The organism is Haemophilus sp. THUN1690 (assembly GCF_059704375.1).
Map to the genome: position 1 here is coordinate 182,044 of NZ_AP046583.1, position 26,405 is coordinate 208,448.

The window sequence follows — 26,405 nt, forward strand, 5'->3', positions numbered from 1 at the left end:
AATTATTGAGTCCACGCATAGGGCAGTAATACAGTGTCTAATAAAAATGAGAGAGGCAAATCTAAGATTGGAAATCCCCATTGTTGAGCCATTTCAAGATCATAAGCAGCCCCAGCATAGGCGGTATATTTTTCTGTGGGATCGATAAGTTTAATCACGGAACCACAACCAGATAAAGCGATAAGTGCGGTCAAAAAAATAAAGGTTTTTATCATCGTGCTTTTAACGCATTAAACACAGACACAGGTACTAGCTCAGCAACATCACCACCATGCAAATAAATTTCACGCACAATGGTGGAAGAAACAAACGCCCATTTTTCTGCTGGTGGGAAAAACAGACTATCTACGCCTTTTGTGAGTAAACGATTAAGCGCAGCCAATTGAAGTTCATATTCAAAATCTGTTGTCGTGCGTACGCCGCGAATAATGGCGGAAATATTGTGCTGTTTAATCACATTTGCCAACAAATCAGAAAAACCAAACACCTCAACATTGGATAAATGCGCAACAGATTGACGAACAAGCTCCACACGCTCATCCAAAGAAAATAGTGGCTTTTTGCTTGGGCTGTTCGCCACCGCCACTAAAACACGAGGAAAAATCACCGCACTTCTTTCAATAATGTCTAAATGACCGTTCGTAATCGGGTCAAAAGTACCGGGATAAATCACGCTCGTCATACATTGCGCTCCAAATAAGGTTTTAATAAATCTAACAAACGCTGTAATGCCCCTCGGTTTTCCATCAGCACCTCATAGCCTGCATTGCCTAAACGTTCGCTCGCTTCTTTTGAATTTAATAAGGCTTCTACCGCACGTTCTAAGGCATCTGCTGTGGAATTAACTTCCAGCACACCTTGTACTTCCACCAACATTCGAAATATCTCAGGGAAATTGAAAGTATGCTTGCCAGTAATCACTGGCATTTTAAATGCAAGAGGTTCCAGTGGATTGTGTCCACCATGTTTCACAAGGCTTCCACCCACAAAAGCAATATCAGAAACGCCATACATCAACATCAGTTCACCCATGCTATCACCCAAAATCACTTGAGTATTCTCATTTGGTAACTCATTTGTCGAACGGCAAATAAATTGGAATTTTTCCTTTTTAAGTAAATCAGCCACCACATTAAAACGCTCTGGATGGCGCGGAACGAGCAATAACAATAAATTTGGGTATTTTTCCAATAATTGACGATGTGCTTGTAAGATAATTTGCTCTTCGCCTTCATGGGTACTCGCAGCAATCCAAATCGGATGATTTTTTACCCAAAGTGCTCGTAAAGCATCAATCTTTTCGCGTAACTCATCCGTGATGGCAAGATCATATTTAATATTGCCCGTCACCTTCAATTTATCTTTGCGATAACCTAAACCCAAATAACGATTGCTACTAATTTTGTCTTGAGGTGCAATTAAATCAATTTGTGAAAACATATTTTGCAAACGCGGTTTAATTTTTCCATAACGACGCGCAGAACGGGCAGACAAGCGTGCATTTGCCACCACAAAAGGGATGCCACGGCGAGAAAATTGTTGGATTAAATTTGGCCAAAGTTCGGTTTCAATCACAATACAAAGTTTTGGCTGAACAAAGTCAATAAAACGATTAATGGCACAAGGTATGTCATAAGGCAAATAGCAATGGAAAACGCTATCGCCAAAAGCCGCTTTGACACGATCAGAACCCGTAGGGGTAACTGTAGTGAAAGTAATAGGTAAGTGCGGGTAATTTTGTTGGAGTTTTTGCACAAGTGGCGTAGCAGCAATAACCTCGCCCACTGATGCCGCATGAATAACAATACCACCAGTTTCAGGCGGTGTCAGTAAAGCATAAAAACCATAACGCTCACCAAGCCTTTTTCGGTAATTCGGTGCCTTAAATCCGCGTAGCCACATAAAGAGTAGCACTAACGGTTGAATCAGATACATCAAGCTCGTATAAAAAAAACGCCACATAAATGAAATTCGGTTATACTTGAAAAGATTTCGGCTAGTATAGCAAAAAAAGGATTGAAAATATGCCTACAATTAGCGTTGCGATGATTGTAAAAAATGAAGCACAAGACCTCGCCAATTGCTTAGACACCGTAAAAGATTGGGTGGATGAAATTATCATTCTAGATTCCGGTAGCACAGATAACACTAAAGAAATTGCGCTCAGTTATGGGGCGAAATTCTATGAAAATAGAGACTGGCCTGGCTTTGGTAAACAACGCCAATTAGCCCAACAATATGTAACCAGTGATTATGTACTCTGGTTAGATGCAGACGAACGCGTTACACCCAAGCTACAACAGGCTATTTTAAGTGCGGTTAAAAATGATCGAGAAAATACCGTTTATGAAATTCCACGAGTGAGTGAAGTCTTTGGACATGAAATTCGCCATTCAGGATGGTATCCCGATTATGTGATTCGCCTCTATCGCACAAACTATGCGCAATATAACGATTCATTGGTACATGAAAAAGTCGAATTTCCTGCTGGGACAAAAGTAGAAAAATTGACAGGTGATTTAGAGCATTTCACTTATAAAAGCATTCATCATTATCTAGTGAAATCCGCAGGTTATGCAAAAGCATGGGCAGACCAACGTCAAGCTAAAGGAAAAAAAGCGACACTTTGGCAAGGAATCACCCACGCACTCGGCTGTTTTGTGAAGATGTATTTGTTAAAAGCGGGTTTTTTAGATGGCAAACAAGGATTTTTATTAGCTGTGTTATCGGCGCATTCAACCTTTGTAAAATACGCCGATTTATGGGAGCGCGATCAGCATACACACTAGCGAGTTTTGCAAGGACAATTATTTAAATGATCGTCTACCAACCCCATGGACTGCATAAACGCATAGCACGTGGTTTCGCCAACAAAGACGAAACCACGTTTCTTTAAGGCTTTAGAAAGTGCTTTAGATGCTTCTGTTTTAGTTGGTACAGTTCGCAAATCAGGCACATCATTGACAATCGGTTTATGATTCACAAATGACCAAATAAAATCACTGAAATTTTCACCGCACTTTTCCATCGCCAAATAAGCTTTCGCATTTTTAACGATGGCTTCTAACTTAGCTCGATGGCGAATTAATCCTGTATTTTGCATACAAGCATCAATATCAAGTGCGGTCATTTTTGCAATTTTTTTCGGATTAAATTGATGAAAAGCCTCACGGTAAGATTCACGTTTTTTCAAAACCGTAATCCACGAAAGTCCCGCTTGTTGCCCTTCCAAACAAATTTTTTCAAATAGCTTTTGGCTGTCGAATTCAGGCTTTCCCCATTCCTTGTCATGATAATCAATATAAATAGGTTGTTCGCCAACCCAAGGGCATCGAGTAATCATAACATCTCCTTTTTAAGCTGCTCATAAACCGCGACAAAATCTGGCATTACGCCTCGCCATAAATGGAAAGAATGGGCGGCTTGCGCGACCAACATTCCAAAGCCATCGCTAACATTGCTTAAACCTAAACTTTTGCATAATGCGATAAATGGCGTGTCTATGCCTTTCGCATATTGCATATCGTAAAAAGCCGAGCCCAATTTTAAAATTTCAGTATCAACTGGAGCTGTTCCACCACTTAATCCAGCTGAAGTCGCATTAATCACTAAATCATAAGTTTGTAGCGGAATAGAATCCATTGAGGCCGCTTGAATATTGCCGTAAGGCTGAAATCTTTCAGCTAATTCTTTGGCTTTCGAAAAAGTGCGGTTGGCAAGGACAATATTTTGTTGAGCTTGTAAAAGTGGCAATAATACGCCTTTTGTTGCTCCTCCCGCTCCTAACATTAATATACGCTGATTTGGGTGAAGCCAATTTAAACGTTGTAAATCTGTCACCAAACCGATCCCATCAGTGTTATCCGCATAAAGCTTTCCATCATCGAGTTTTTTTAGCGTATTGCAGGCTTCCGCCAGTTTTGCTCGTTGGCTATATTCGTCTGCCAGTAGATAAGCTCGTTCTTTAAAAGGCGAAGTAATATTGCAACCTTTCGCCCCCTCATCGAAAAATGCCAAAAGCTGTTGTTCAAAAGCATCAAGATCGCCTAATTTTGCAATGTATTCTATGGTTTGATGGGTTTGTGCTGCTAACTGACTTTGAATTAATGGCGATTTACTTTGCACAATCGGATTGCCCCACACAGCATAAAGATCCATAAATTATCCTTGTCTAAAAAGTTGATTTGTGCGCAAGTCTCGAATTTCTGATGGATTACGCGCATCTCCCACAATTTCATCTAATACTGGAAAATCCGCACCGAATTGTAACCGCACTTCATCGGAGGTGCGGCAAGGTGGCTCTCCTGTTAGGTTTGCACTCGTTGAAGTTAATGTAAAACCCGTGAGTTCACATAAGGCTTTCACAGATGGGTGATCGCACAAACGTATTGCAATGCTATCAAATTTGCCTGTGAGAAAATGCGGAGTGGTGGATTTAGCTGGCACAATCCAAGTAGTTGGGCGTTCATATTTACCTTGCAGGCGAAAAAGCTGTTCATCGTTAATCTGCTCAAAATCGACAAAAGGACGGAAAAAATCCAAGCTAGGCGCCACTAAAATCAGCCCTTTTTCCACTGGGCGTTGCTTTAAATCAAGTAATTTTTTTACCGCACTTTCACTTTGCGGATTACATCCCAAGCCAAATACAGCTTCAGTGGGATAAGCGACCACTTGATTTTGTCGAAGGGCCTCAGCGATTTGTTCTCTATTCATTTTACTCTTTTACTTTTATTGCTCAAAAATATAACGGCAAGTTTTATTTGCACACTGGAAAATTTGTTTTTCCCCATCTTCGACTTTTAACAAAGAAAGTGGGAAATGGCACATTGGGCAAGGCACGGTATAAGGCTTGGCAGGCAAAGAAAATTTACATTTAGGGAAATTATCACAGCCGTAAAAAATTTTTCCTTGACGACCTCGACGAGAAATCAAATGCCCCGTTTTACATTCAGGACAAGTAATTTTTTCCTCAGATTCAGATTCTTCCCGCACCACAAAATCACATTCAGGATAATGGCTACAACCAATAAACATCCCAAAACTGCCTTGTTTCAACTGCAATAAATTACCGCACTTTGGGCAAATTTCATCAAGTGTTTTTAATACTTTATGCTCCGCCCGTTGCAAAGGACGCAAATAATCACATTCAGGATAAGCAGAGCAACCTAAAAACAGCCTTTTTTTGCCTTGTTTAATTTGTAAAGGCGCACCACATTGAGGGCAATATTCCTGTTGTTTGCTATGATGAAAAAGGCTTTGATTCATAATCTATCCTTATGCTTGAAGCATTTCTTCCAATTCTTCCTGTGCGGTCATCCATTCCGTTTCGACATCATCTAATGCTTTCTTCACATCCACTTGTTGAGCCAAAAGTGCGGTCAATTTTTCTTTATTTTCGGCATTATATAATTCGGCATCGGCCAGTTGATTTTCTATGTTCGCAAGCTCAGAAGAAAATTTATTCATTTTTTCTTCTAATTGCGTGATTTTTTTACGTAATGGCGCAGTTTGTTGGCGTAACTCTGCTTCACGGCGTTTTTGTTCCTTACGATTTTGAACCGAATTTTCATTATCGCCAACGTTTTCCGAAACTTTATTTTCAGATGTGCTATTTTGTTCATTCAGCCACTTTTGATAGTCTTCTAAATCGCCTTTAAATTCTTCCACTTTTTTATCGTGAACCAAATAAAATTCTTCCACGGTATTACGTAATAAATGACGATCGTGAGACACCACCACCAAAGAACCTTCGTAATCCACCAACGCTTCCGTTAATGCCTGACGCATATCCAAATCCAAATGGTTAGTTGGTTCATCAAGTAATAACAAATTCGGGCGTTGCCAAACAATCAAAGCCAACACCAAGCGGGCTTTTTCTCCTCCAGAAAAAGATTTCACTGCTTGATTTACTTTATCACCGTGGAACGCAAAACTGCCCAAATAATCTCGAACCTGTTGCTCCGTTTGCTCAGGTGCGAGTTTTTGCATATGCCACAGAGCAGACTCGTCTGCGCGCAAAGTATCTAATTGATGCTGAGCAAAATAGCCAAGTTGCACGCCTTTAGCTAATTGTACTGTACCGGAAAGAGCGGTGAGCTCGCCGGCTAACAATTTGATTAAGGTTGATTTTCCTGCACCATTTTTCCCGAGCAAACCAATGCGCGAACCCGGTACTAAATTCAGCTTAATTTTACTTAAAATTTCTACCGCACTTTCACCGTTGCCATAACCTGCGCTCGCCTGCTCAATCATCACTAAAGGATTCGGCAAGGATAGTGGTGGACGGAATTCAAAAGTAAAAGGATTATCCACATAAGCCGGTGCAATCAGTTCCATACGCTCTAAGGCTTTCATGCGGCTTTGTGCTTGTTTGGCTTTGGTCGCTTTGGCTTTAAAGCGGTCGATATATTTTTGTAAATGAGAGATCTTTTGTTGTTGCTGACGATACATCGCTGTTTGTTGAGCCAGTTTAGTTGCTCGTTGCACTTCAAAGGAAGAATAATCACCCGTGTATTCGTTGAGTTTCTGGTTTTCGATATGGAGAATTTTCGTCACAATCGGATCGAGAAAATCACGGTCGTGAGAAATTAATACCAAGGTGCCTTGATATTGTACTAACCAACGTTCTAACCAAATAACCGCATCCAAATCCAAATGGTTCGTCGGTTCATCAAGTAATAAGAAATCTGACGGACAAAGCAGAGCTTGCGCCAAATTCAAACGCATCCGCCAACCGCCCGAAAAAGCCTTCACTGGCTGGCTGGCTTCTTCTTGACTAAATCCTAAACCATGCAATAAAGAAGCTGCGCGAGATTGAATTGTCCACGCATCCAAGGTTTCTAATTGCCCGTGAATACGCGCAATCGCATGGCCATCATTACGTTCATTGGCTTCATTAAGTTCCTGCTGCAAACGGCAATATTCACGATCCCCTTGAATCACATAATCAATGGCGGGAATATCCAATGCAGGCGTTTCTTGATTCACCCAAGAGACCCGCCAATTTGCTGGATAATTTATCTCTCCGCCCTCTGGCGTTAATTCTTTTTTTAATAAGGCAAAAAGCGAAGATTTTCCACAACCATTCTTCCCCACCAAACCGACTTTTTGCTTGGGGTTAATCGTAGCAGAAGCATTTTCGAGAAGTTCCGTTTGCCCTCGTTTTAAGGACAGATTACTAAATACAATCATTGTTGAAATACATCTTAATTTAACGCAAATAAACCGTATTCTACAGAATATATAAAACAGAACAAAATTTAGTTAAAAGACATTTTTTATTGTTTTTCAATCAAACTCTATTTCCCCTCTTTATTAAACAATAACGGAGGATATTTTGAAAAAATTTCTATTTACCCCCTAACATTTAGCCTTTTCTCTATTATTTACTCTGCCACTTTATTCTCATATTGCAAATTCTTCTCCTTCTACTACAGGTGAAGGTAATCTTGTTACGGGAAAAAATGGCGTCATAACTGGTTATAATAATACTGTGACAGCAACAAATGGCTTGACGCAAACTATTGCTGAAAAAACTGCTGCAGAAAAAGAAATTTCTAATATAGACACAAAGATTGAAGTGAATGAAAAAACACAAAATTATCTTAATAATAGAATTAGTGAGCTAACTAGAATAATCAATCAAATAGGTAGAAAACCTATAATTTAAGTTCAATTGTGTAGAGCTGACTCATAATAAAATCTACACCTCAATTCTTGGTTTGTTTAGCCCAACTTTTGGGAAATAGTTCCAAATTCACCGTACTTTTTTATATAGCTAAGATAAAAAAGGAGCATCAAATGATGCTCCTAAAATTTAAATCTAACTTAAGCGTGCTCTTCCGCTTTTTCAACCGTTCCTTTGACAGTCAAACAAATTTCCGTTGAAATCAAATGAGAAAGCGTTGAGGCCAAATATTCTATTTTTTCAAGATTGCCATTGCCTGATTCATCAAAATAACCTTGCTCTTTCAAATTTGCAATGAACATAGAAAAGACGGCTTTATCAAAGAACTCTGGCGCATTAATACCATGCAATACAGATAAACGTTGTGCAACAAGTTGACTTTCTTTCTCAAGTTCTGCACGTGAAATATCTGGTTGTTTTTGCAAAATTGTCACCGTAATGTAGTAACGCTGCAAGATTTCACGCATTCCCGCAGACCAAAGTTGTAAAATACGTACTTTTGATTTATTGATAGATAAGAAATTATCATTAGAGTTAATCACCTGTTGGCGCGCAAATTCATCAATAATTTGGTGAATTTGAGTTTTTAACTCTTCTTCACTAAAGTGCAAGAATAACTCGCCTTTTAAGAACGGATAAATCTTGCCGACAGCTTCAACTAATAAATCTTTTTGAATCGCCTCATAATGCAGGATGGTGCTTGCAACTAAAGATGGCAATACAAATAAGTGTTGAATATTATTGCGATAGTAAGTCATCAAAACGGCTGATGCGCGTTCCAAACGCACAATTTCCCCAAAGTTATCCTTTTCGACTAACACACCAACACGATCAAGCGTTAGTACATGATTTAACATCATTTCAGGCGTAGCCGTTGGCAATACAACATCTGCGGAATAAGGCACGTTTTGTAGTAATTGTTGATAACTTGCCAGTTGTTCTAAAAGTTGCTCACGAGAAAGTGCACGCTGACGAGAAGACAATAATGCCGTCCCAACTAAATTCATCGCATTCACCGCGGCAGCTTTATTAATGTTCACCATTACTTGTTTTGATATAGAATCAACTGCTGGAGCAAACCATTGTGGTTTTTCTTCGTGGTTTTGCTCTTTCCAATCAGGGAAATGTTGATTCAAGTAGTTGGAAAGTGTAATTGGCTCACCAAAATTCACAAAACCTTGACCAAGATTACGTAATTTTTTTATTACTCGAAGAACCAAACCTGCATTTTCTTTTTCTTTCGCCGCACCACGTAATTCTTTTGCGTAAGTATCTACTTCTAATACGTGCTCATAGCCTACATAAACTGGCACAACAGAAATTGGACGAGTTTGATTATGCTGCAACGCTTGAAGAGTCATCGACATCATGCCTGTTTTTGGCGCAAGTAAACGGCCAGTGCGAGAACGACCACCCTCAATAAAATATTCTACCGAATAACCACGATGGAATAACTCTGATAAATATTCGCGGAAGATTGCAGAATATAATCTGTTTCCTTTAAAAGTGCGGCGAATAAAGAATGCGCCCCAACTGCGGAACATTCTACCCACAGGCCAGAAATTTAAATTAATTCCTGCTGCGATATGAGGCGGAACAAGCCCTTGATGATAAAGCACGTAAGAAAGCAATAAATAGTCGATATGACTACGGTGACAAGGCACATAAACAATCTCATGACCTTCAAGTGCTAATTTACGTACACGATCTGCATTTTGTACATCAATACCAGAATAAAGTTTATTCCAAAGCCAACGTAAAAAACGATCAGCGGCTCGTAAACTTGAATGGCTTACATCTGCTGCGATTTCATCCAAAATCTTATGCGCTTCTTTTTGCGCTTTTTCAATACTGATATTTTTCGATTTTGCTTCATCTTCAATCGCACGTTGAATCGCTTCTGATTGCAATAATTTATTAAACATAGCTTGGCGATTCGGTAAACGCGGGCCTGTCGCAGAAATGCGCTGTTTGGCAAAATGCATTTTTGCCACTCGAGCCAGCTTTTGCGCAATTTTTTCATCCGAGCCATGCTCATTCACCATATAACGTAATGAAACGGCTTGAGAAAAACGCACAAAAGTATCACGACCAAACCAAATAGCAGCAAAAGTTTTTTGCATGCCATTTAACAAACGCAAGTTAGGCAAACCGGATTTATCTTCATGCCCAGGAGAACGCCCCCAAAGAACAGAAACTGGAATAAGTTGCACATCTAAACTCTCAGAAGTGCGGTGTAATTCGAGGTATTTATTGAAAATCGTGGTGGTTTCATCTTTCGCACCTTTCGATTTAAAAATGCGGCGTCCCTCATCTAAATACACATAACGAGGCAACTTCACACCATCAATTTCATTTTTCTCAGCAGGATCAGGTAAACCTAACGCTAAACAATTTCGACGGAAAATAACGAAATCGGTTTGAGAGGTATAAGGCAAAACATAAACAACAGGTTGATGAATATTGAGAGAAAGCTCTTCTATCGGATTGGCTGGAATTGGATTATTTTTCACTAATACTGACAGAGGCAAGCTCAATAATTGACGATACATATTTACAAAATTTGCCATGATAAATTTTCTCTTTGTTGTAAATTTGAAATATTTTAACACATCCGATCTCAACCGCTTTAAAAAATTTAGTGACAGAATGTGACCTAATACACAGATTTAAAAAATAACTATTGCAACTTCACGTAATCTGTATACAATACCAGTTATCTGTATTTAAAAACAGGAGTGTATATGAGACCATTAACAGCTCGCCAACAAGAAGTGTTGGATTTATTAAAACGTCATTTAGAAACAACAGGCATGCCACCAACACGAGCCGAAATCTCTCGAGAATTAGGCTTTAAATCACCCAATGCTGCAGAAGAACATTTAAAAGCACTTTCACGCAAAGGTGCGATTGAAATTATTCCAGGCGCATCTCGCGGTATCCGCATTTTAGACAATAGCGCAAATGAAGAATTTGATGGTTTACCACTCGTTGGCCGCGTAGCTGCTGGAGAACCGATTCTTGCAGAACAACATATCGAAGCAACTTATCGTGTAGATGCCGATATGTTTAAACCACAAGCAGATTTCTTACTAAAAGTTTATGGTCAATCCATGAAAGACATTGGTATCTTAGATGGTGATTTATTAGCTGTACATAGCACCAAGGATGTACGTAATGGACAAATTGTCGTTGCCCGTATTGAAGATGAAGTGACGGTAAAACGCCTTGAGAAAAAAGGTTCTATCATTTATCTACACGCAGAAAATGAAGAATTTGATCCAATCGTGGTAAATCTTGAAGAACAAGAAAACTTTGAAATTGAAGGTATTGCAGTAGGGATCATTCGCAATAATGCTTGGATGTAATCTGAGTAAACTAGCAAATAAAGTGCGGTAAAAATTTCCTGTGTTTTACAGCACTTTTCTTAATCTAAAATTCTGAATTTGCCATTCTTTTTACCGCTCTCTATAATGCAATCAATCTTGAATTTAAATAAAGGATGGAAAAATGCAGTTTTCCAAAATGCACGGATTAGGCAACGATTTTGTTGTGGTTGATGGTGTTACTCAAAATGTTTTTTTTACGTCAGAAACCATTCAACGCTTAGCTGATCGCCACCGTGGAATTGGTTTTGATCAGCTTTTGCTTGTTGAACCACCTTATGATCCCGAACTCGACTTTCATTATCGCATTTTCAATGCCGATGGAAGTGAAGTTTCGCAATGCGGAAATGGTGCCCGCTGTTTTGCTCGTTTTGTGACATTAAAAGGGCTAACTAACAAAAAAGACATCGCGGTTAGCACGCAAAAAGGCAATATGGTTCTAACAGTAAAAGACGATAACCAAATTCGTGTGAATATGGGTGAGCCTATTTGGGAGCCAGCAAAAATTCCATTTACCGCAAATAAATTCGAGAAAAATTACATCCTACGCACGGATATTCAAACCGTCTTATGTGGTGCCGTTTCAATGGGCAATCCTCATTGTGTTGTACAAGTAGATGATATTAAAACAGCAAATGTTGAACAGCTCGGTCCCTTGCTAGAAAGTCACGAACGCTTTCCCGAACGTGTCAATGCTGGTTTTATGCAAATCATCAATAAAGAGCATATTAAACTTAGAGTTTATGAACGCGGTGCAGGAGAAACGCAAGCCTGTGGAAGTGGCGCTTGTGCAGCTGTTGCAGTTGGAATTATGCAAGGTTTATTGAACAATCGAGTTCAAGTCGATTTGCCAGGCGGTTCATTAATCATTGAATGGGATGGCATTGGTCATCCACTTTATATGACTGGCGAAGCAACCCATGTATATGATGGTTTTATAACCCTTTAATCTTCTTATCCCCATCAAATTCTTAAAGATGGGGATTTTATTTTCAGCTCACGCAAACGTTTTCGTTTCTAAAAATATCCTTTATAATACCCCTCGATTTTCATTCCTATCCTCATTAAAGGACCCCCTTATGTTTCAAACTTTTCGTAGCTCACCCGCCCTTTCTGAATTCCGTATTCAAGGTTTAATGCAAAAATTCCAACAAAATCAATTACTGGTAAAATCGGTTTACGCGGAATATTTGCATTTTGTGGAATTAAATCGACCGCTTGTTAGCGAGCAAGAAGCTAAGTTAAAAGCATTGTTACATTACGGCCCGACCTTGGCAGAACACGATGCCAAAGGCGAAACTTTTATCGTGATTCCACGCGTTGGCACGATTTCTTCTTGATCTTCTAAAGCGACGGACATTGCGTATAATTGTGGTTTAAGTGAAGTGGAGCGTATTGAGCGTGGTTTGGCGTATTATTTTGAGTTAAGCCAACCGCTTGATGAAAAAACAACAGAAAAATTGACCGCACTTTTACACGACAGAATGATGGAAACTGTGGTGCGTCGTCCTGAAGATGCGGAAATTTTATTCCGTCATCAAGATCCGAAACCGTTTAAAACCGTGGATATTTTAAAAGGCGGACGTGAAGCCTTGGTCACAGCTAACGTAGAATTAGGTTTAGCACTGGCCGAAGATGAAATTGATTATTTGGTGGAAAACTTCACCCAATTAGGGCGCAATCCGCACGATATTGAACTTTATATGTTCGCGCAAGCCAACTCTGCCAAATACCGCTACAACATTCCGATTGCTGAATCAAACCCAGATTGGGTGTTTGATGACTTTTCGAAGTTATTAGAGATTCTTTAATTTATTAATTATTATCTAGTTTTTTTATAAAAATAAAGCAAGCGAAAGCTTGCTTTATTGTTTTTTTATTAATTATTGTTTCTTGGCACCAAATACTGCGCCCCAGCTATTATCTTTAGATTGTATTAAACCGGCCAGTTCTTTTGCTTGTTCACCATAAAATTTACCCTCTACTGGTGATGTAGGCATCGAGTAATTAATAGAGGAGCTCGCATATCCGCTTAAATTATTTCCTGAAATATATCCATCTATATTTATAGCTCGGATATCATTAATATCTAATGAACCATTAAATGATTTATTACCAAAGTCAACATTAAATTGTGAATTAGCAGCATAGGAATCTTTACCATTTAGTGTTGGAATATCGGCAATGATAATAGCCTTACCTAAATAGGATGCTTGACCACTTGTCGGCATATCGGATGTAGGGTTTCCATTATAGAATAAATAACTATTGCTATTACCGTCTAAACTATTAGCTATACCAAAACGAGTGTCAGAATAACTACCACAGCATGTTTCTAATTTTCTTCCATTTGCGGTAATTTTTGACCAACTACCTGATTGAATCCCTGGATATCCAATTACTACATTAGTACCATCAACATTGATACTAGTGGTGTTATAGTTATCTATAGCTATGCGCTGACCAGAAAAGTTATTATTGCTACCAGATATTACAAGGGCAGCACCTGTTTCTGTTTTTTGTGTTTGTTGGGTTTCATTGCTATTAATAGGAGCGCCAGAGCTATTTTGTTCTACTTGATTGTTAGTCGGTGCAGTATTTTCGTGATTGTCATTATTGCTACCATTACCGCTACTACAACCAGATAATGCGAAAGCTATCAATAATGTTGAACCAAATTTTAAAACATGATTTAAAGAAAACATACTAATATTCCTTATTGAAAAAGTAGCCATAAAATACCTTCAAGGGTATCAGACTGGACTGTATCATTAGAAATTCAATTTGTCTATAAGTTAGTTAATTTTATAAGGTTAAGTGTTTTAATTTAAAAGTAAATTACAATACTTATATTTTATTAAACCTCCCACCAAATCAACGCCCATTTGCATTGTCCGTGTTTTATCGGTTCATTGTTTATTTGTTTTTGTTGATAGAATTGAGACAAACTTTGTTTTTCTTTTTCGGTGAGATTGCCGAGAGAAAACTCCACAGAATTTAATAAATCTTCAAAGGTTTCGCCTTGGAAATGGCCTGATTCGGTTTCAATAAAACTCACATTCGCGTGAATGCCTTTTTGGTAAAGGCGATTAACTAAATAAATATAAGTTGGGAAGCCTACATCATCACAGCCAATAGCTTCAAATACACCTTCATCGAGAAAATGGCGTTGTGTCACCGAGGTTAAAAAGACGCGTTTTTTTGCCTTACTTTGCAGCTTTTCAATCATGTCATCCAAATCATCTACAAGCGTAGAGCGAGAGGCGAGTATCACATCCGCTTGAGGCACATCATCCCAGTTATCCGACCATGATTTATGTAGAAGGGTAATATTATTCAGTTGATGCTTTTCTTTATATTGCTGAACCATCTCTAACATGCCTTGGCTGTAATCGAGGGCATACACAGCTTGGCATTGTTGGGCTAAAGGAATAACAAACGTTCCGGGGCCACAGCCGATATCTAATACGGTTTCATCAGGTTGCACATTCATGGCTTTGAGTAACGTTTCATTATAACGGCTTGGTTTGCCCACTAAATTCTCAGCCATTTTAGTGGCTTTTTTATCCCACTTTGTTGGTGGAAGATTATAGTGATTACAGGCTTTTAGATGTTGTTGATAGAGATCGTTGAAATTGATGTCGTTGATGATCATTGTGACGCCCCAAAGTGCGGTTAGTTTTCAGATTGTTTTGAATTGCTTGCTGATTATATGCTTTCTCCCACTGAAAATCATTTGAAAATGATTGACGCAAACGTTTTCGTTTTGGTGTTTTTCCTTTATAATAGCCCGCGATTTTCACCTCAAACACAACTCAAAGGTACCCGTATGTTTCAAACTTTTCGTGGCTCACCCGCCCTTTCTGAATTCCGTATTCAAGGCTTAATGCAAAAATTCCAACAAAATCAATTACCGGTGAAATCGGTTTATGCGGAATATTTGCATTTTGTGGAATTAAATCGACCACTTGTTAGCGCTCAGGAAGCAAAACTAAAAGCGTTGTTACATTACGGTCCAACTTTGGCAGAACACGATGCCAAAGGCGAAACTTTTATCGTGATTCCACGCGTTGGCACGATTTCTTCTTGGTCTTCTAAAGCAACCGATATTGCGCATAACTGTGGTTTAAGTGAAGTGGAGCGCATTGAGCGAGGTTTGACATATTATTTTGAGTTAAGCCAACCGCTTGATGAAAAAACAACAGAAAAATTGACCGCACTTTTACATGACCGAATGATGGAAACAGTGATGCGTCGTCCTGAAGATGCAGAGATCTTATTCCGTCATCAAGATCCGAAACCATTTAAAACCGTGGATATTTTGAAAGGTGGACGTGAAGCCTTGGTCACAGCTAACGTAGAATTAGGTTTGGCACTGGCAGAAGATGAAATTGATTATTTGGTGGAAAACTTCACTCAATTAGGGCGCAATCCACACGATATTGAACTTTATATGTTCGCGCAAGCCAACTCTGAGCACTGCCGCCATAAAATCTTTAATGCAGATTGGATTATCGACGGCAAAAAACAGGATAAATCCCTGTTTAAAATGATTAAAAATACCTTTGAGAAAACCCCTGATTTCGTGCTTTCAGCCTATAAAGATAATGCTGCGGTGATGGAAGGTTCAAAAGTCGGCCGTTTCTTTGCTGACCAAGATGGGCAATATCGCTATCACAATGAAGATGCACATATCTTAATGAAAGTGGAAACCCACAACCACCCAACCGCAATTTCACCATTCCCGGGTGCTGCAACAGGTTCAGGCGGTGAAATTCGTGATGAAGGCGCAACAGGTCGTGGGGCAAAGCCAAAAGCAGGTTTAACTGGTTTCTCCGTATCAAACCTTATCATTCCAAACTTTGAACAACCTTGGGAAAATCCGCTTTCTAAACCAAACCGTATTGCTTCAGCCTTAGATATTATGATTGAAGGCCCATTAGGTGGCGCAGCATTTAACAACGAGTTCGGTCGCCCTGCGTTATTAGGTTATTTCCGTACCTATGAAGAGAAAGTTAATAGCTTCAATGGTGAAGAAGTGCGTGGTTATCACAAGCCGATTATGTTAGCGGGCGGTATCGGTAATATTCGTGGCGAACACGTTCAAAAAGGTGAAATCCCTGTTGGTGCGAAATTGATCGTATTAGGTGGCCCAGCCATGAACATCGGCTTAGGCGGTGGCGCAGCGTCTTCGATGGACAGCGGGAAATCAAAAGAAGATCTAGATTTTGCCTCTGTTCAACGTGAAAACCCAGAAATGGAACGCCGTTGCCAAGAGGTGATTGACCGCTGCTGGCAATTAGGTGATGAAAACCCAATTCTCTTTATCCACGATGTGGGTGCGGGTGGTTTATCCAACGCAATGCCTGAATTGGTTCACGATGGTGAACGTGGCGGTAAATTTGATTTACGCTCCATCCTTTGCGATGAAAAAGGCATGTCGCCATTAGAAATTTGGTGTAACGAATCGCAAGAACGTTATGTCTTAGCGGTTGCGCCAGAAAAACTCGAATTATTTACCGCACTTTGTGAACGTGAGCGCGCGCCATTTGCGGTCATTGGTGAGGCAACGGAAGAGAAACATTTAACCTTACACGATAGCCATTTTGACAATAATCCAATTGATTTGCCAATGAATGTGTTATTAGGCAAAACCCCGAAAATGACGCGTGAGGTTTCGTCAAAAACTGTCGAAAATCGACCGCTTGCAACAGAAAATATTCAATTAAAAGAAGCGTTTCATCGCGTATTACGCTTACCAGTGGTGGCAGAAAAAACCTTCTTAATCACTATTGGCGACCGTTCGGTAACCGGTATGGTGGCGCGTGATCAAATGGTCGGCCCATGGCAAATTCCAGTATCTGATGTGGCAGTCACCACCGCATCATTAGACAGCTATCACGGCGAAGCCATGGCAATGGGCGAACGTGCACCCGTGGCATTATTAGATTTTGGGGCATCTGCACGTTTAGCGGTGGCTGAATCCATTACCAACATTGCGGGCACCAACATTGGTGATATTAAACGCATTAAACTGTCTGCAAACTGGATGTCTGCGGCAGGTCATGGTGGTGAAGACGCTGGCTTATATGAAGCGGTAAAAGCAGTCGGTGAAGAGCTTTGCCCGGCATTAGGCATTACTATTCCAGTGGGTAAAGACTCCATGTCGATGAAAACCACTTGGGAAGAAAATGGCGAGAAAAAATCCGTCACCGCACCGCTTTCTTTAGTGATTTCATCTTTTGCCCGAGTGGAAGATGTCCGCAAAACCGTGACACCTCAATTACGCATAGACAAAGATGCAAGCCGTTTATTGTTGATTGATTTAGGCGAAAGAAAAAATCGCTTAGGCGCGACCGCACTTGCGCAAGTATATAAACAATTAGGTGACAAACCAGCCGATGTGGTAAATGTCGCCACATTGAAAAACTTCTTCGATGCAATGCAAGCATTAGTGGCTGAGCATAAATTATTGGCTTACCACGACCGTTCAGACGGTGGTTTAATTACCACGCTTGCAGAAATGGCATTTGCGGGTAACTGTGGTGTCGATGTGGATATTTCGGCATTAGGCGACAATGATTTAGCCGTGTTATTCAATGAAGAATTAGGTGCGGTAATCCAAGTATCAGAAAGCGAATTAAGCGCTGTGCGTGAGGTATTAAAAGCCCATGACTTGCTTGGCTTAACTTATGAACTCGGTTCTGTAAGCTCAGAAGATCGTTTTGAAATCACGCGCGGTAGCAAAAAACTATTAAGCGAAAAACGCTCTGAATTACGCGGCATTTGGGCAGAACTCACTCACCAAATGCAACGCTTACGCGATAATCCAGAATGTGCTGACCAAGAATTTGAAGCGAAAAAAGCAACGGACAACAAAGGCTTATCCGCTCATTTAACTTATGATGTGAATGAAGATATTGCAGCCCCTTACATCAGCCAAGGTGTGAAACCAAAAGTAGCCGTATTGCGTGAACAGGGCGTAAACAGTCACGTTGAAATGGCGGCTGCTTTTGATCGTGCTGGCTTTGCGGCGATTGATGTTCACATGAGCGATTTAATGGCAGGCCGTTACAACTTAAACGACTTCAATGCGATGGTCGCCTGTGGTGGCTTCTCTTACGGTGACGTATTAGGCGCTGGTGGCGGCTGGGCGAAATCCATTTTATTTAACCCACAATTACGCGATCAATTCAGCCAATTCTTCGCCAATGAAAACACGCTTTCATTAGGCGTATGTAACGGCTGTCAATTTATCTCCACCCTTGCGGAAATTATTCCTGGTGCAGAAAACTGGCCACGTTTCGTGCGTAATAAATCAGAACGTTTTGAAGCGCGTGCTGCGATGGTGAAAATCAACGACACCAACTCATTGTGGTTTAAAGGCATGGCTGGTTCACATATGCCGATTGCCGTTTCTCATGGTGAAGGACGCGTAGAATTCAAAACACCTGAGAATTTGACCGCACTTCAAGCGCAAAACTTGATTGTAGCGCAGTATATCGACAGCCATTTGAGTGTAACAGAAACCTATCCTGCCAACCCGAATGGTTCGGCATTAGGGATTACTGCAATTTCTAACGTGGATGGCCGTATTGCTGCGATGATGCCACACCCAGAACGTGTATTCCGTGCCGTGAGCAACTCATGGTACCCAGAAGATTGGTCTGAAGATGGTGCTTGGATGCGAATTTTTAGAAATGCGAGAGTGAATTTCAAATAATGTGAGATAGCTCACAGAAAATTAATCAAAAATAAGAGATACTATTAAATTGGTATCTCTTTTTTTATTGTATAAATCTGATCAATAAAAAAATGCCAACAATATTAGAGAGTAATATTGTTAATGATTTATATAAATACTTTATATAAAAATTCTTGGATATTTTGTCCGTAATATCAATTGAACTATATGAGGAGTTCTTAATGAGTAGTTTAGTTACATTGCTAGCTAATATTGTTGCGCCATTGCAACGTCAATTTATTAACTTTATCCGTATTGCTATTTGTGTGGTGATGGTTTGGATTGGTGGCTTAAAAGTTTGCCAATATGAGGCAGACGGTATCGCACATTTTGTGTCAAATAGCCCTTTCTTAAGCTTCCTTTACAAAAATGGAGCGAATATGGTAGAAAATGATAAGGGTGTTTTAGTAAAAGAATATACCTTATATAAAAACCCTGAAGGCAAAATGGTCGCAAAAAATATTGAATGGCATAAAGCTAATGGCACCTATACAGCTTCTTATATTATTGGCACAATCATTGTGACAATTGGTATTTTAGTATTAGCAGGCATTTGGTCTCCAACATTAGGTTTATTCGGTGGTTTACTCACCTTTGGTATGTCGATAGTCACGCTGTCGTTCCTGATATTTACGCCAGAAACCTGGGTGCCGAATTTAGGTGGGGACTTCCCAACACCTAATTATGGCTTCCCATACCTCTCAGGTGCTGGCCGACTCGTGATTAAAGATATTATTATGATGGCAGGCGGCTTAGTTGCCGCAGCAGAATGTGCAAAACGCTATTTAGAGAATAAAAAACAATTTGCTTAATTGCGTTATTTTGGAAGGCTTGCTGGGATAAATGGCAAGCCTTTTTACTAAATTATTTATATGCTAATTATTCCGATAATATAACACTTAAAATATGTATATTACTATGTTTAGTAAATCTTATGATATTAAAGGAATAGGCTTTTGGTAATTCTTGAATAAGAAATTTTTTGAAATTATAGGGTGAGGATTTAAGCATGAAAATAATTATTGATATATAATTAAGTGTTTTTCATAAAGGTATAAGTTATATGTCTTTGAGTGGATTTATTAGGAGGTTTAAATGTCTGAATTTAAGATTAAATATATATCTATAAAAGGTTTTTGGGGGGAGTATGTATGTAGTAGTGAATTTAATAATGATATTAATATTATTATTGGTAAGAATGGAACGGGTAAAACAACGTTCATGAATATACTACATGCTGTATTATCTCTAGATTTTGATGAGTTAAGAGATAATGAATTTAATGAGGTGACTTTATCTTTAGTAAATAATGAGGAAGAAAAAGAGATTAAGGTTATAAAAAATGAAGATGATTTTAGATTTAATGTCACTTATGTTATAGATGGGAACGAATATGATTTGAATCTCCCAATGGGAGATGCTCCCTCTTATGTTAGACGAAGATATTTTGATAGATATGAACAACTTAAGGATAATATAAACAAATATATCAAGCTTTTCTCATTATCTGTTTATAGAAATAGAAAAAATTATGAATATGAAAGGGAGCGGGAAAGGGGAAATCTTTATAGAAAAGGAATGCTATCGCCAACTGATTTTTATCTTAATGAGTTGCTAATTGAGCTAGGTAAATATCAATTAGAATTAACACAAAACTCTAAAAAAATATCAGAGAATTTACAAAGAGGTGTTCTGCTCTCTTTACTATATACGAATGAGGGGAAAACCACAAAATCAAAAAACAATAAAGGTCTAGATAAAGAAAAAGAAAAAGAAAAATTACAAAATGCTTATAAGCGGTTTGGGTTTTATGATGATGAGGTTTCTAAAAAAATAGATAGGCATATTGAGATTGTCTTTAAAGAGATTAATAAAATTGAAGAAATTAAAAAAGAATTTGAATTTAAAGTTGATTTTAATAATTTTGAATTTCCGTCACCCATATTAGAAGCAAAAAAAGTCACAGATAGAATAATTGAATTATCTAGCAATGCAGAGAAGGAAAATGAGGCTATTTTTAATAATAACAACAAATTTATAAGTATAATTAAGTCATTTACTAATAAGAATTTTGAATTTAAAAAAGGTGAGTTGGTTTTTTTGCTATCTTCAGGTGAGGAAGTCTCATTGTTTAAATTATCATCAGGCGAAAAACAACTATTGATACTTCTAATTGAGGCCCTATTACAAAGAGAATCTAATTGCATATTTTTAGCTGATGAGCCAGAAATATCACTACATATAGAATGGCAAAGGGAAATTATATCATCAGTTCTCTCTTTAAATCCTAATGCTCAGATTATTGTCGCTACACATTCCCCTGAAATTGCAGGGAAATATAAGTCAAAGATTAAAAAAATGAGTGAAATAAAAAGAGAGTTATTATGACAGATGATTTAATTTATTCAATGGATGCAGTAAATACTTTATCTCAATTTACTGAAACAGATTATGTTGTATTTGTAGAAGATAAAGATGATGAGTTTTTTTGGAAAAAAATCTTCTGTTTATTTGCTAAAGAGAAAAGTTTCAGTTTCAGATATGAAGATGATGTTCGAGGGTGTGGGGTTTTAGATGATAAAATAAAAAAGCTAGTTAGTGGAGAGCTAAATAAATCCATTATAATTGCAAGAGACTCTGATTATTTAATTTATAAGGGGCAGAAAGTAGAGCATAAAAATGTACTATATACATTTGGACACTCTATAGAAAATTGTTTGTTCTCTGATAAAAATATACTTACTATTTTTTCTAATTTATCTAAGAGTGATGAAACATCGAATGTTGAAGTTGTGAACGATTGGTTAGATGCTATGACAAATGGTTTTCAAAAACTAATTAAATTGGATATAGTCGTGCAAAAGAATGAATATGGAATTGGAATATTAGGGAAATCTTGCGATGAATTTACTCAGAAGAATGGTGATATTAATCATGCGAGAATAGATGTTAGATTTAATGAGGTTAAGAATGAGTATCCTAGTATAGAAGAAGATATTAATAGCATAAGTTACATACCAACACACGATATAAAAGGTCATTTTTTTATGAGTCTAGTTAGTAAGTTCCTAAGATTAAACTTTAGAAATTCGCTTTCATTAGATGCTCTGATGGCGTTAGGATTTGCGACTTTAAAAGATTCTATTTTAGCTGATAGCAATAGAAAAAACCATTACTTAAGAATGTGCAATAATCTACATTAGGGCTTTCTAGAATATAAACTTTTTCTGAAATTTATTCACTAGCTACATAATTTATATAGAATTCTTTTAGTCAGATATATTAAGGAGAGACAAAAAGTTTTATAGTAATTGTTTTTATACTAGAATATGGTTATAAATTGTCGGATTGATTTATATTATTAACTAATTTTTTAAATGAAAAGTGATCTGCACCCCAAAATCTGGACACCTAATTTGAGGTGCAGATTATGTCCTACTCTTATCAATTTCGTTTAAAAATTATCAAACTCGTCACCGAAGAGAATTATGGTATCCGTGAGGTGGCTAAACTTCATAAAATTTCCCATGCTCTCGTCATTTATTGGCTAAAAGCGTTTCGGGAAAGAGGACTTGATGGCGTAAAATCGCCTTATACGAACCTTCAAATACCGAAAATAGTGAAGCCAAAGATGAAAAAGAAAGACATTGAAATTCCAGAAACCACAGACTTTTCACCTAAAGCGTTTAAAAAGCTGCAGAGAGAACTCGCCTTAGCTCGAGCGGAGATTGCTTATCTAAAGGATGATCTGCACCCCAAAACCTGGACACCTAATTTGAGGTGCTGATTATGTCCTACTCTTATCAATTTCGTTTGAAAATTATCAAACTCGTCATCGAACAGGATTATGGTATCCGTGAGGTGGCTAAACTTCATCAAATTTCTCATGCTCTCGTCATTTATTATCTAAAGACATTTCGAGAAAGAGGGCTTGATGGTGTGAAATCTCCTTATACAACCCTTCAAACATCGAAAATAGTGAAGCCAAAGATGAAAAAGAAAGAAATTGAAATCCTAAAAACAATAGACTTTTCTAATTCCACCACACTTTATTTTTCCAAATGACTTTGACCAACTTTACAATCTTGCATTAGAATATGAGCCTTTGATTTTTGCTGTAAGGAATAAAAATGGAAGAATCTCCAGAATTAGAAAAATTGCCACGAATTATTACTGGTGTATTAAAAATCGTGCTTTGCACGGCATTGATTGCGTTAGCGATTGTACTCATCATTGCCCTTGGAAAAATCACTTATACTTTAGCGATGATGGTGCTTAATACTTCGACTGTCGTGCCTTATGATGTAGCTGAACAAGCAGTGATGTTTTTCTTATATTTCGGGTTTATTGGTTTGATCGTGCAGTATTTTAAAAGCGGCTATCACTTCCCTTTGCGCTATTTTATTTATGCTGGGATCACTGCGATGTTGCGTTTAATCATTGTTAATCATGAAAGCTCGGTGGATACCATCTTATTTGCAGGCGCAATTTTGATTATGGTGATCGCACTATGTTTGGTGTTATATTCTAATAAACTGAAAAATATATAGTTTTAGATTCAAAGCAACAAAAAACGCACTTCAATTGAAGTGCGTTTTGTCTTTTTAGTTGAGCTACTCAGATTTGCTTTCTAAAAGTGCGGTTGAATTTTCTTCTGTTTTTTCTTCCTCACTTTCTGGGACGACATCCTGAATTGCCATCACTGATTTCAAACTCTCTTGGCGAACTTGCTCAGCTAATGCTTTATCACCTGCTTGTTCAAATACATAAGATGCCATCATCAAATCATTTGGCTCTAACTGTTCAGGGCACGCCATCACGTTTTTGAATACATCTGCTGCTTTAGCAAATTCATTGTTACGAACATATAAATAACCCAAAGCACGATTGATACAGCATTTTTGTTTCTCATCTGCACGTTTTGCACGTTTTTCGATTAGCTTGAGAAGTTTACTGTTATCTTCTGGTTGTAAACGTGTAATTTGAGTACAAAGTTCTTTGCTAATACTGGTGTTATCGCCAATTTTCTTTAATACTTCAACAGTAAATTCTGATGCTGATTCATGATCATTACAATCAATTAAACGCTGAATTAAACCAACTTTGAGATCAATATTATTACGACGACTACGAGACTGAGCATCCCACCATTCAAGTAAACCATCTACGCCTTCTTCATTCATTTTCTCATCGAGCAAACCGTTTTCTGTTTGAGAACGAAGATCTTTGAACTCTTCAGCACTGAATAAACCGCTATTTTCAACACCGTCTAAAATCTTATCGAGGGCTTGATAGGCTTTAGAACGAAGATAAATTTCTACCGCCAGTTTTAACACTTCTTTATTGCGACCAGCCATTTCTAGCAAGCTATCCACAGAACTGCGCGCTGCTGGCAATTTGTTTTGTTGCAATAAAATACGCGTACGGGCAATTTCCACCAGCAAATTATCCGAACCAGCTAATTCAGTGGCTTCAATCAAATAGCGATTTGCACTAAATTCATCACCACGTTGTTGTGCTGCTTCAGCCGCTTTGATGAGGTTTAACACAGGCTCAGCAGAATGTTTGGCATTCTTACCAATCAATTTTTCTGCTTTGGCGTAATCCCCTTCATTCATCTTCATCAAACCTTCAAGGGTTTGTTTCTGAGCTCTCACACGTTTACGGCTAGAAAACCAATTATAAGAACCGCGGCTTAAACGTAGAAAACGCGTTACGATCCATTCCAAACCATAAATAATCGCTAAAGCAATCACGAAGAAAATCACTAATGTCGTGATCGACATTTCAACGATATTATTCGTTGTTTCAATACGAACATAGCCTTGCTGACCAGAAAGATAAGGCCCTGCAATCAACCCAGCAAGCAATGCTAGCATTAAAAAAAGCACTCTAAACATAGGCTATCCTTATTTTTGTAGCTCAGCTTTTGCTGGTTGAGATTCTTGTTTTTCTGGTGCAGATACTTCTGTTACCGCCCCTTCAGCTTCAGGCATAGTTTCAATGGCTTTATCCGCTTCAATTTCCACCTTTTGAACATCTAACGGCGCACGATTAAGATATTTATCCAGCAAAGTCAAACTTTGTAATTGCTCTGGCACATCGACATAAATAGAAGAATCAGCCAGCTCATCTACTGATTTTAAGAAATTTTGCGTCACTTCTGCATTCGTATCAAAATAGCTACGAACCCAAGAAGCAACCGCATCTAAAGATTGTTTATAAAGTTCATCTTGCTGGCGAGGTACGGCCATAATAGCAAGTTGTAAACGCAAACGAATGTTCTCACGCAGATAAATATCTTGGTTTGGCGCAAGCAATTCTTTTTTATCCACACTTTGTTTTGGCGAAATACGAATGAAGTGATTTAGGAAAGAAGTTGCGCTCTTTTCCACATTTTGCTGCCAATCTGCAATATCATCAGATAATTTACCGCTCTTTTCTGGCGTTTCATCAAAATTTACATTCAATGCTTGTAGCTCATCCACAGTATTGGCAAGCTGTGAAAGTTTTTGCATTACTGCATTTTGGTCTACGCTTGAAAGTGAAAGAAGTTGTTTTAAATCTTGATTGATTGCAGTACGAATCGTATTCGCTTGTGAATTGTTTACCTTAACAAGTGTTTCATCAGCCAATTTTAATAAAGAAATAGCTGTATCAACATCGTTATCTAAAACAAGTTTACGCAAGGCGTTATTTAACAAGAAATCTGCTTCGGAAAATAACCAGTCAGTCGGTTGTTGTGCGCCAGCCAGTTGACTAACTTGTTTTACTTGGGCTTGTAACGTAGCAATTTCGCTTGTTTTGCCTGCAACTAATTGCTCAAGTTGCTCGACTTTATCTTGTGAGGTTTTTAAGCCCTGTTCTAATTGTGTAACCTGTCCACTATTATCAGACACAGGGACAGAAACCGCTACACCACTTTGGCTTTCAAGTGCGGTTAATTTTTGCTGAATTTCAGCTACTTGTTGCTGACCAAAATAATAACCAGCCCCCCCTACACCTAGCGCAATGAGAATCGCCAATAAACTCAATGCTGTGCCCGTTTTTTTCACAATAGTTTGTGTAACTGGCTGCATCGTTTCTGTTTTTTCAACCACCGTTTCCGGCGTATCACCGACTTGTTCAGTGATATCGTTAGATTGATCTTTTGCCATATCAATTCCTTAATAAGTCAGATTGAGTAAGGTATTCAATAAATTCAAATTATTGCCCTTTAGGAAAATCACAATATTTTTCCCTTAGGCTTATTTTTAAAATCTGTAATGCGTTCGCTTTGACAAGAAAAATACGGAGCAGTTCTTCCACCAACTGTAAAGAAATGTAAATCCTTACATTAGTGAAATTAAGTAATTTACGCAATGAAATTGAGGGGTATCCTATCACTCTTAGGTTAGAAAGTCATTTTGATTGTTGATATAAGAAACACCTCAGATATGAGAAATTGAATTAAAAATAAGATTTCTCGTCATTTATTTTGCTTTCTGATGATTTAAAGTCTCGGATTCTTCACAAACTGTGATTTGCATCACAATTTTTTGCATTTATACTCCCTAAGTGGTAAATTGTTCACCAATTTTTGTTGTTC

The 26,405-nt window shown here is 38.3% G+C and carries 23 protein-coding genes and 2 pseudogenes; 12 read left to right on the forward strand and 13 right to left on the reverse strand.

Translation table 11 applies throughout. From position 1 onward, the window contains the following. Positions 1-2: 2 nt before the first annotated feature. From AC6H22_RS07345 to waaA, 3 genes are read right to left on the reverse strand one after another with little or no spacing between them, the layout of a single operon-like run. On the reverse strand, positions 3-215 hold the full coding sequence (locus tag AC6H22_RS07345) for a YceK/YidQ family lipoprotein (RefSeq protein WP_005626628.1): 213 nt from the start codon (positions 213-215) through the stop codon (positions 3-5). Then, entirely contained in the window at positions 212-682 is a 471-nt protein-coding gene (gene coaD / locus AC6H22_RS07350; protein WP_005626630.1) for a pantetheine-phosphate adenylyltransferase, read from the reverse strand. Before coaD ends, AC6H22_RS07345 begins: the two co-directional genes overlap by 4 nt. Continuing rightward, positions 679-1,962: a lipid IV(A) 3-deoxy-D-manno-octulosonic acid transferase gene (waaA, locus tag AC6H22_RS07355; protein WP_005626632.1), complete on the reverse strand. Its 1,284-nt coding sequence runs from the start codon at positions 1,960-1,962 to the stop codon at positions 679-681. The genes coaD and waaA overlap by 4 nt, the downstream gene beginning before the upstream one ends. Positions 1,963-2,024: 62 nt before the next feature. On the opposite strand from waaA, the gene AC6H22_RS07360 reads away from it, so the two are divergent. Further along, complete coding sequence (locus tag AC6H22_RS07360) at positions 2,025-2,789, forward strand: glycosyltransferase family 2 protein (protein WP_118817514.1); 765 nt, start codon at positions 2,025-2,027, stop codon at positions 2,787-2,789. Here AC6H22_RS07360 and AC6H22_RS07365 read toward each other — a convergent pair. The 5 genes from AC6H22_RS07365 to AC6H22_RS07385 are packed head-to-tail and all read right to left on the reverse strand — an operon-like array spanning position 2,786 to position 7,191. Further along, on the reverse strand, positions 2,786-3,343 hold the full coding sequence (locus AC6H22_RS07365) for a DNA-3-methyladenine glycosylase I (protein WP_118817515.1): 558 nt from the start codon (positions 3,341-3,343) through the stop codon (positions 2,786-2,788). The two genes, AC6H22_RS07360 and AC6H22_RS07365, sit on opposite strands and share 4 nt — an antisense overlap. After that, positions 3,340-4,158: a shikimate dehydrogenase gene (gene aroE, locus AC6H22_RS07370; RefSeq protein ID WP_118817516.1), complete on the reverse strand. Its 819-nt coding sequence runs from the start codon at positions 4,156-4,158 to the stop codon at positions 3,340-3,342. The genes AC6H22_RS07365 and aroE overlap by 4 nt, the downstream gene beginning before the upstream one ends. Positions 4,159-4,161: 3 nt before the next feature. Further along, entirely contained in the window at positions 4,162-4,713 is a 552-nt protein-coding gene (tsaC, locus tag AC6H22_RS07375; protein WP_005626640.1) for an L-threonylcarbamoyladenylate synthase type 1 TsaC, read from the reverse strand. Positions 4,714-4,728: 15 nt separating this feature from the next. Then, a complete protein-coding gene (locus AC6H22_RS07380) occupies positions 4,729-5,265 on the reverse strand; it encodes a DNA topoisomerase family protein (RefSeq protein WP_005626642.1) in 537 nt (178 codons plus the stop codon). 9 nt (positions 5,266-5,274) lie between these two features. Further along, on the reverse strand, positions 5,275-7,191 hold the full coding sequence (locus AC6H22_RS07385; protein ID WP_118817517.1) for an ABC transporter ATP-binding protein: 1,917 nt from the start codon (positions 7,189-7,191) through the stop codon (positions 5,275-5,277). A gap of 301 nt (positions 7,192-7,492) precedes the next feature. Between AC6H22_RS07385 and AC6H22_RS07390 the strand changes: the two genes are divergently transcribed. Continuing rightward, positions 7,493-7,669, forward strand: coding sequence for a hypothetical protein (locus AC6H22_RS07390; protein WP_155397211.1), 177 nt, complete (start codon positions 7,493-7,495; stop codon positions 7,667-7,669). Between the two features lie 158 nt (positions 7,670-7,827). Here AC6H22_RS07390 and plsB read toward each other — a convergent pair whose 3' ends face one another. Beyond that, positions 7,828-10,257, reverse strand: coding sequence for a glycerol-3-phosphate 1-O-acyltransferase PlsB (gene plsB, locus AC6H22_RS07395; protein ID WP_005626326.1), 2,430 nt, complete (start codon positions 10,255-10,257; stop codon positions 7,828-7,830). Positions 10,258-10,431: 174 nt separating this feature from the next. On the opposite strand from plsB, the gene lexA reads away from it, so the two are divergent. The 3 genes and pseudogenes from lexA to AC6H22_RS07410 form a co-directional block, all read left to right on the forward strand. Further along, complete coding sequence (lexA, locus tag AC6H22_RS07400; RefSeq protein ID WP_005632942.1) at positions 10,432-11,055, forward strand: transcriptional repressor LexA; 624 nt, start codon at positions 10,432-10,434, stop codon at positions 11,053-11,055. Positions 11,056-11,197: 142 nt separating this feature from the next. Further along, the gene (gene dapF / locus AC6H22_RS07405) at positions 11,198-12,022 is read left to right on the forward strand and encodes a diaminopimelate epimerase (RefSeq protein WP_005626330.1); all 825 of its coding nucleotides are present in this window, start codon (positions 11,198-11,200) and stop codon (positions 12,020-12,022) included. Between the two features lie 130 nt (positions 12,023-12,152). Beyond that, positions 12,153-12,854 (forward strand): annotated as a pseudogene (locus tag AC6H22_RS07410) (phosphoribosylformylglycinamidine synthase); the annotation flags it as partial. Between the two features lie 102 nt (positions 12,855-12,956). Here AC6H22_RS07410 and AC6H22_RS07415 read toward each other — a convergent pair. Together AC6H22_RS07415 and AC6H22_RS07420 are read right to left on the reverse strand one after the other, a co-directional pair. Then, a complete protein-coding gene (locus AC6H22_RS07415; RefSeq protein ID WP_497512751.1) occupies positions 12,957-13,808 on the reverse strand; it encodes a Slam-dependent surface lipoprotein in 852 nt (283 codons plus the stop codon). A gap of 122 nt (positions 13,809-13,930) precedes the next feature. After that, positions 13,931-14,728, reverse strand: coding sequence for an SAM-dependent methyltransferase (locus AC6H22_RS07420; RefSeq protein ID WP_005625648.1), 798 nt, complete (start codon positions 14,726-14,728; stop codon positions 13,931-13,933). 174 nt (positions 14,729-14,902) lie between these two features. Between AC6H22_RS07420 and purL the strand changes: the two genes are divergently transcribed. The 7 genes and pseudogenes from purL to psiE all read left to right on the forward strand — a co-directional run bounded on the left by purL (position 14,903) and on the right by psiE (position 23,367). Then, the gene (gene purL / locus AC6H22_RS07425; protein ID WP_497515587.1) at positions 14,903-18,796 is read left to right on the forward strand and encodes a phosphoribosylformylglycinamidine synthase; all 3,894 of its coding nucleotides are present in this window, start codon (positions 14,903-14,905) and stop codon (positions 18,794-18,796) included. A 203-nt stretch (positions 18,797-18,999) separates the two neighbouring features. Next, positions 19,000-19,629: a YkgB family protein gene (locus AC6H22_RS07430; protein WP_497515588.1), complete on the forward strand. Its 630-nt coding sequence runs from the start codon at positions 19,000-19,002 to the stop codon at positions 19,627-19,629. Positions 19,630-19,912: 283 nt separating this feature from the next. Next, positions 19,913-21,205 (forward strand): AAA family ATPase, encoded by a 1,293-nt coding sequence (locus tag AC6H22_RS07435; protein ID WP_497515590.1) that lies wholly within the window; start codon positions 19,913-19,915, stop codon positions 21,203-21,205. Beyond that, complete coding sequence (locus AC6H22_RS07440) at positions 21,202-22,020, forward strand: DUF4435 domain-containing protein (RefSeq protein ID WP_497515591.1); 819 nt, start codon at positions 21,202-21,204, stop codon at positions 22,018-22,020. The genes AC6H22_RS07435 and AC6H22_RS07440 overlap by 4 nt, the downstream gene beginning before the upstream one ends. A 227-nt stretch (positions 22,021-22,247) precedes the next feature. Then, positions 22,248-22,604: a transposase gene (locus AC6H22_RS07445; protein WP_005625596.1), complete on the forward strand. Its 357-nt coding sequence runs from the start codon at positions 22,248-22,250 to the stop codon at positions 22,602-22,604. 2 nt (positions 22,605-22,606) lie between these two features. After that, positions 22,607-22,852 (forward strand): annotated as a pseudogene (locus AC6H22_RS07450) (transposase); the annotation flags it as partial. Positions 22,853-22,947: 95 nt separating this feature from the next. Continuing rightward, positions 22,948-23,367, forward strand: a complete 420-nt coding sequence (gene psiE, locus AC6H22_RS07455; RefSeq protein WP_005625591.1) for a phosphate-starvation-inducible protein PsiE — start codon at positions 22,948-22,950, stop codon at positions 23,365-23,367. Between the two features lie 63 nt (positions 23,368-23,430). Here the strand turns inward: psiE and AC6H22_RS07460 are convergent, their stop codons facing one another. Then, the gene (locus AC6H22_RS07460; RefSeq protein WP_005625587.1) at positions 23,431-24,717 is read right to left on the reverse strand and encodes a heme biosynthesis protein HemY; all 1,287 of its coding nucleotides are present in this window, start codon (positions 24,715-24,717) and stop codon (positions 23,431-23,433) included. A 9-nt stretch (positions 24,718-24,726) separates the two neighbouring features. Further along, a complete protein-coding gene (locus AC6H22_RS07465) occupies positions 24,727-25,974 on the reverse strand; it encodes a uroporphyrinogen-III C-methyltransferase (RefSeq protein WP_005625585.1) in 1,248 nt (415 codons plus the stop codon). Positions 25,975-26,405: the final 431 nt, after the last annotated feature.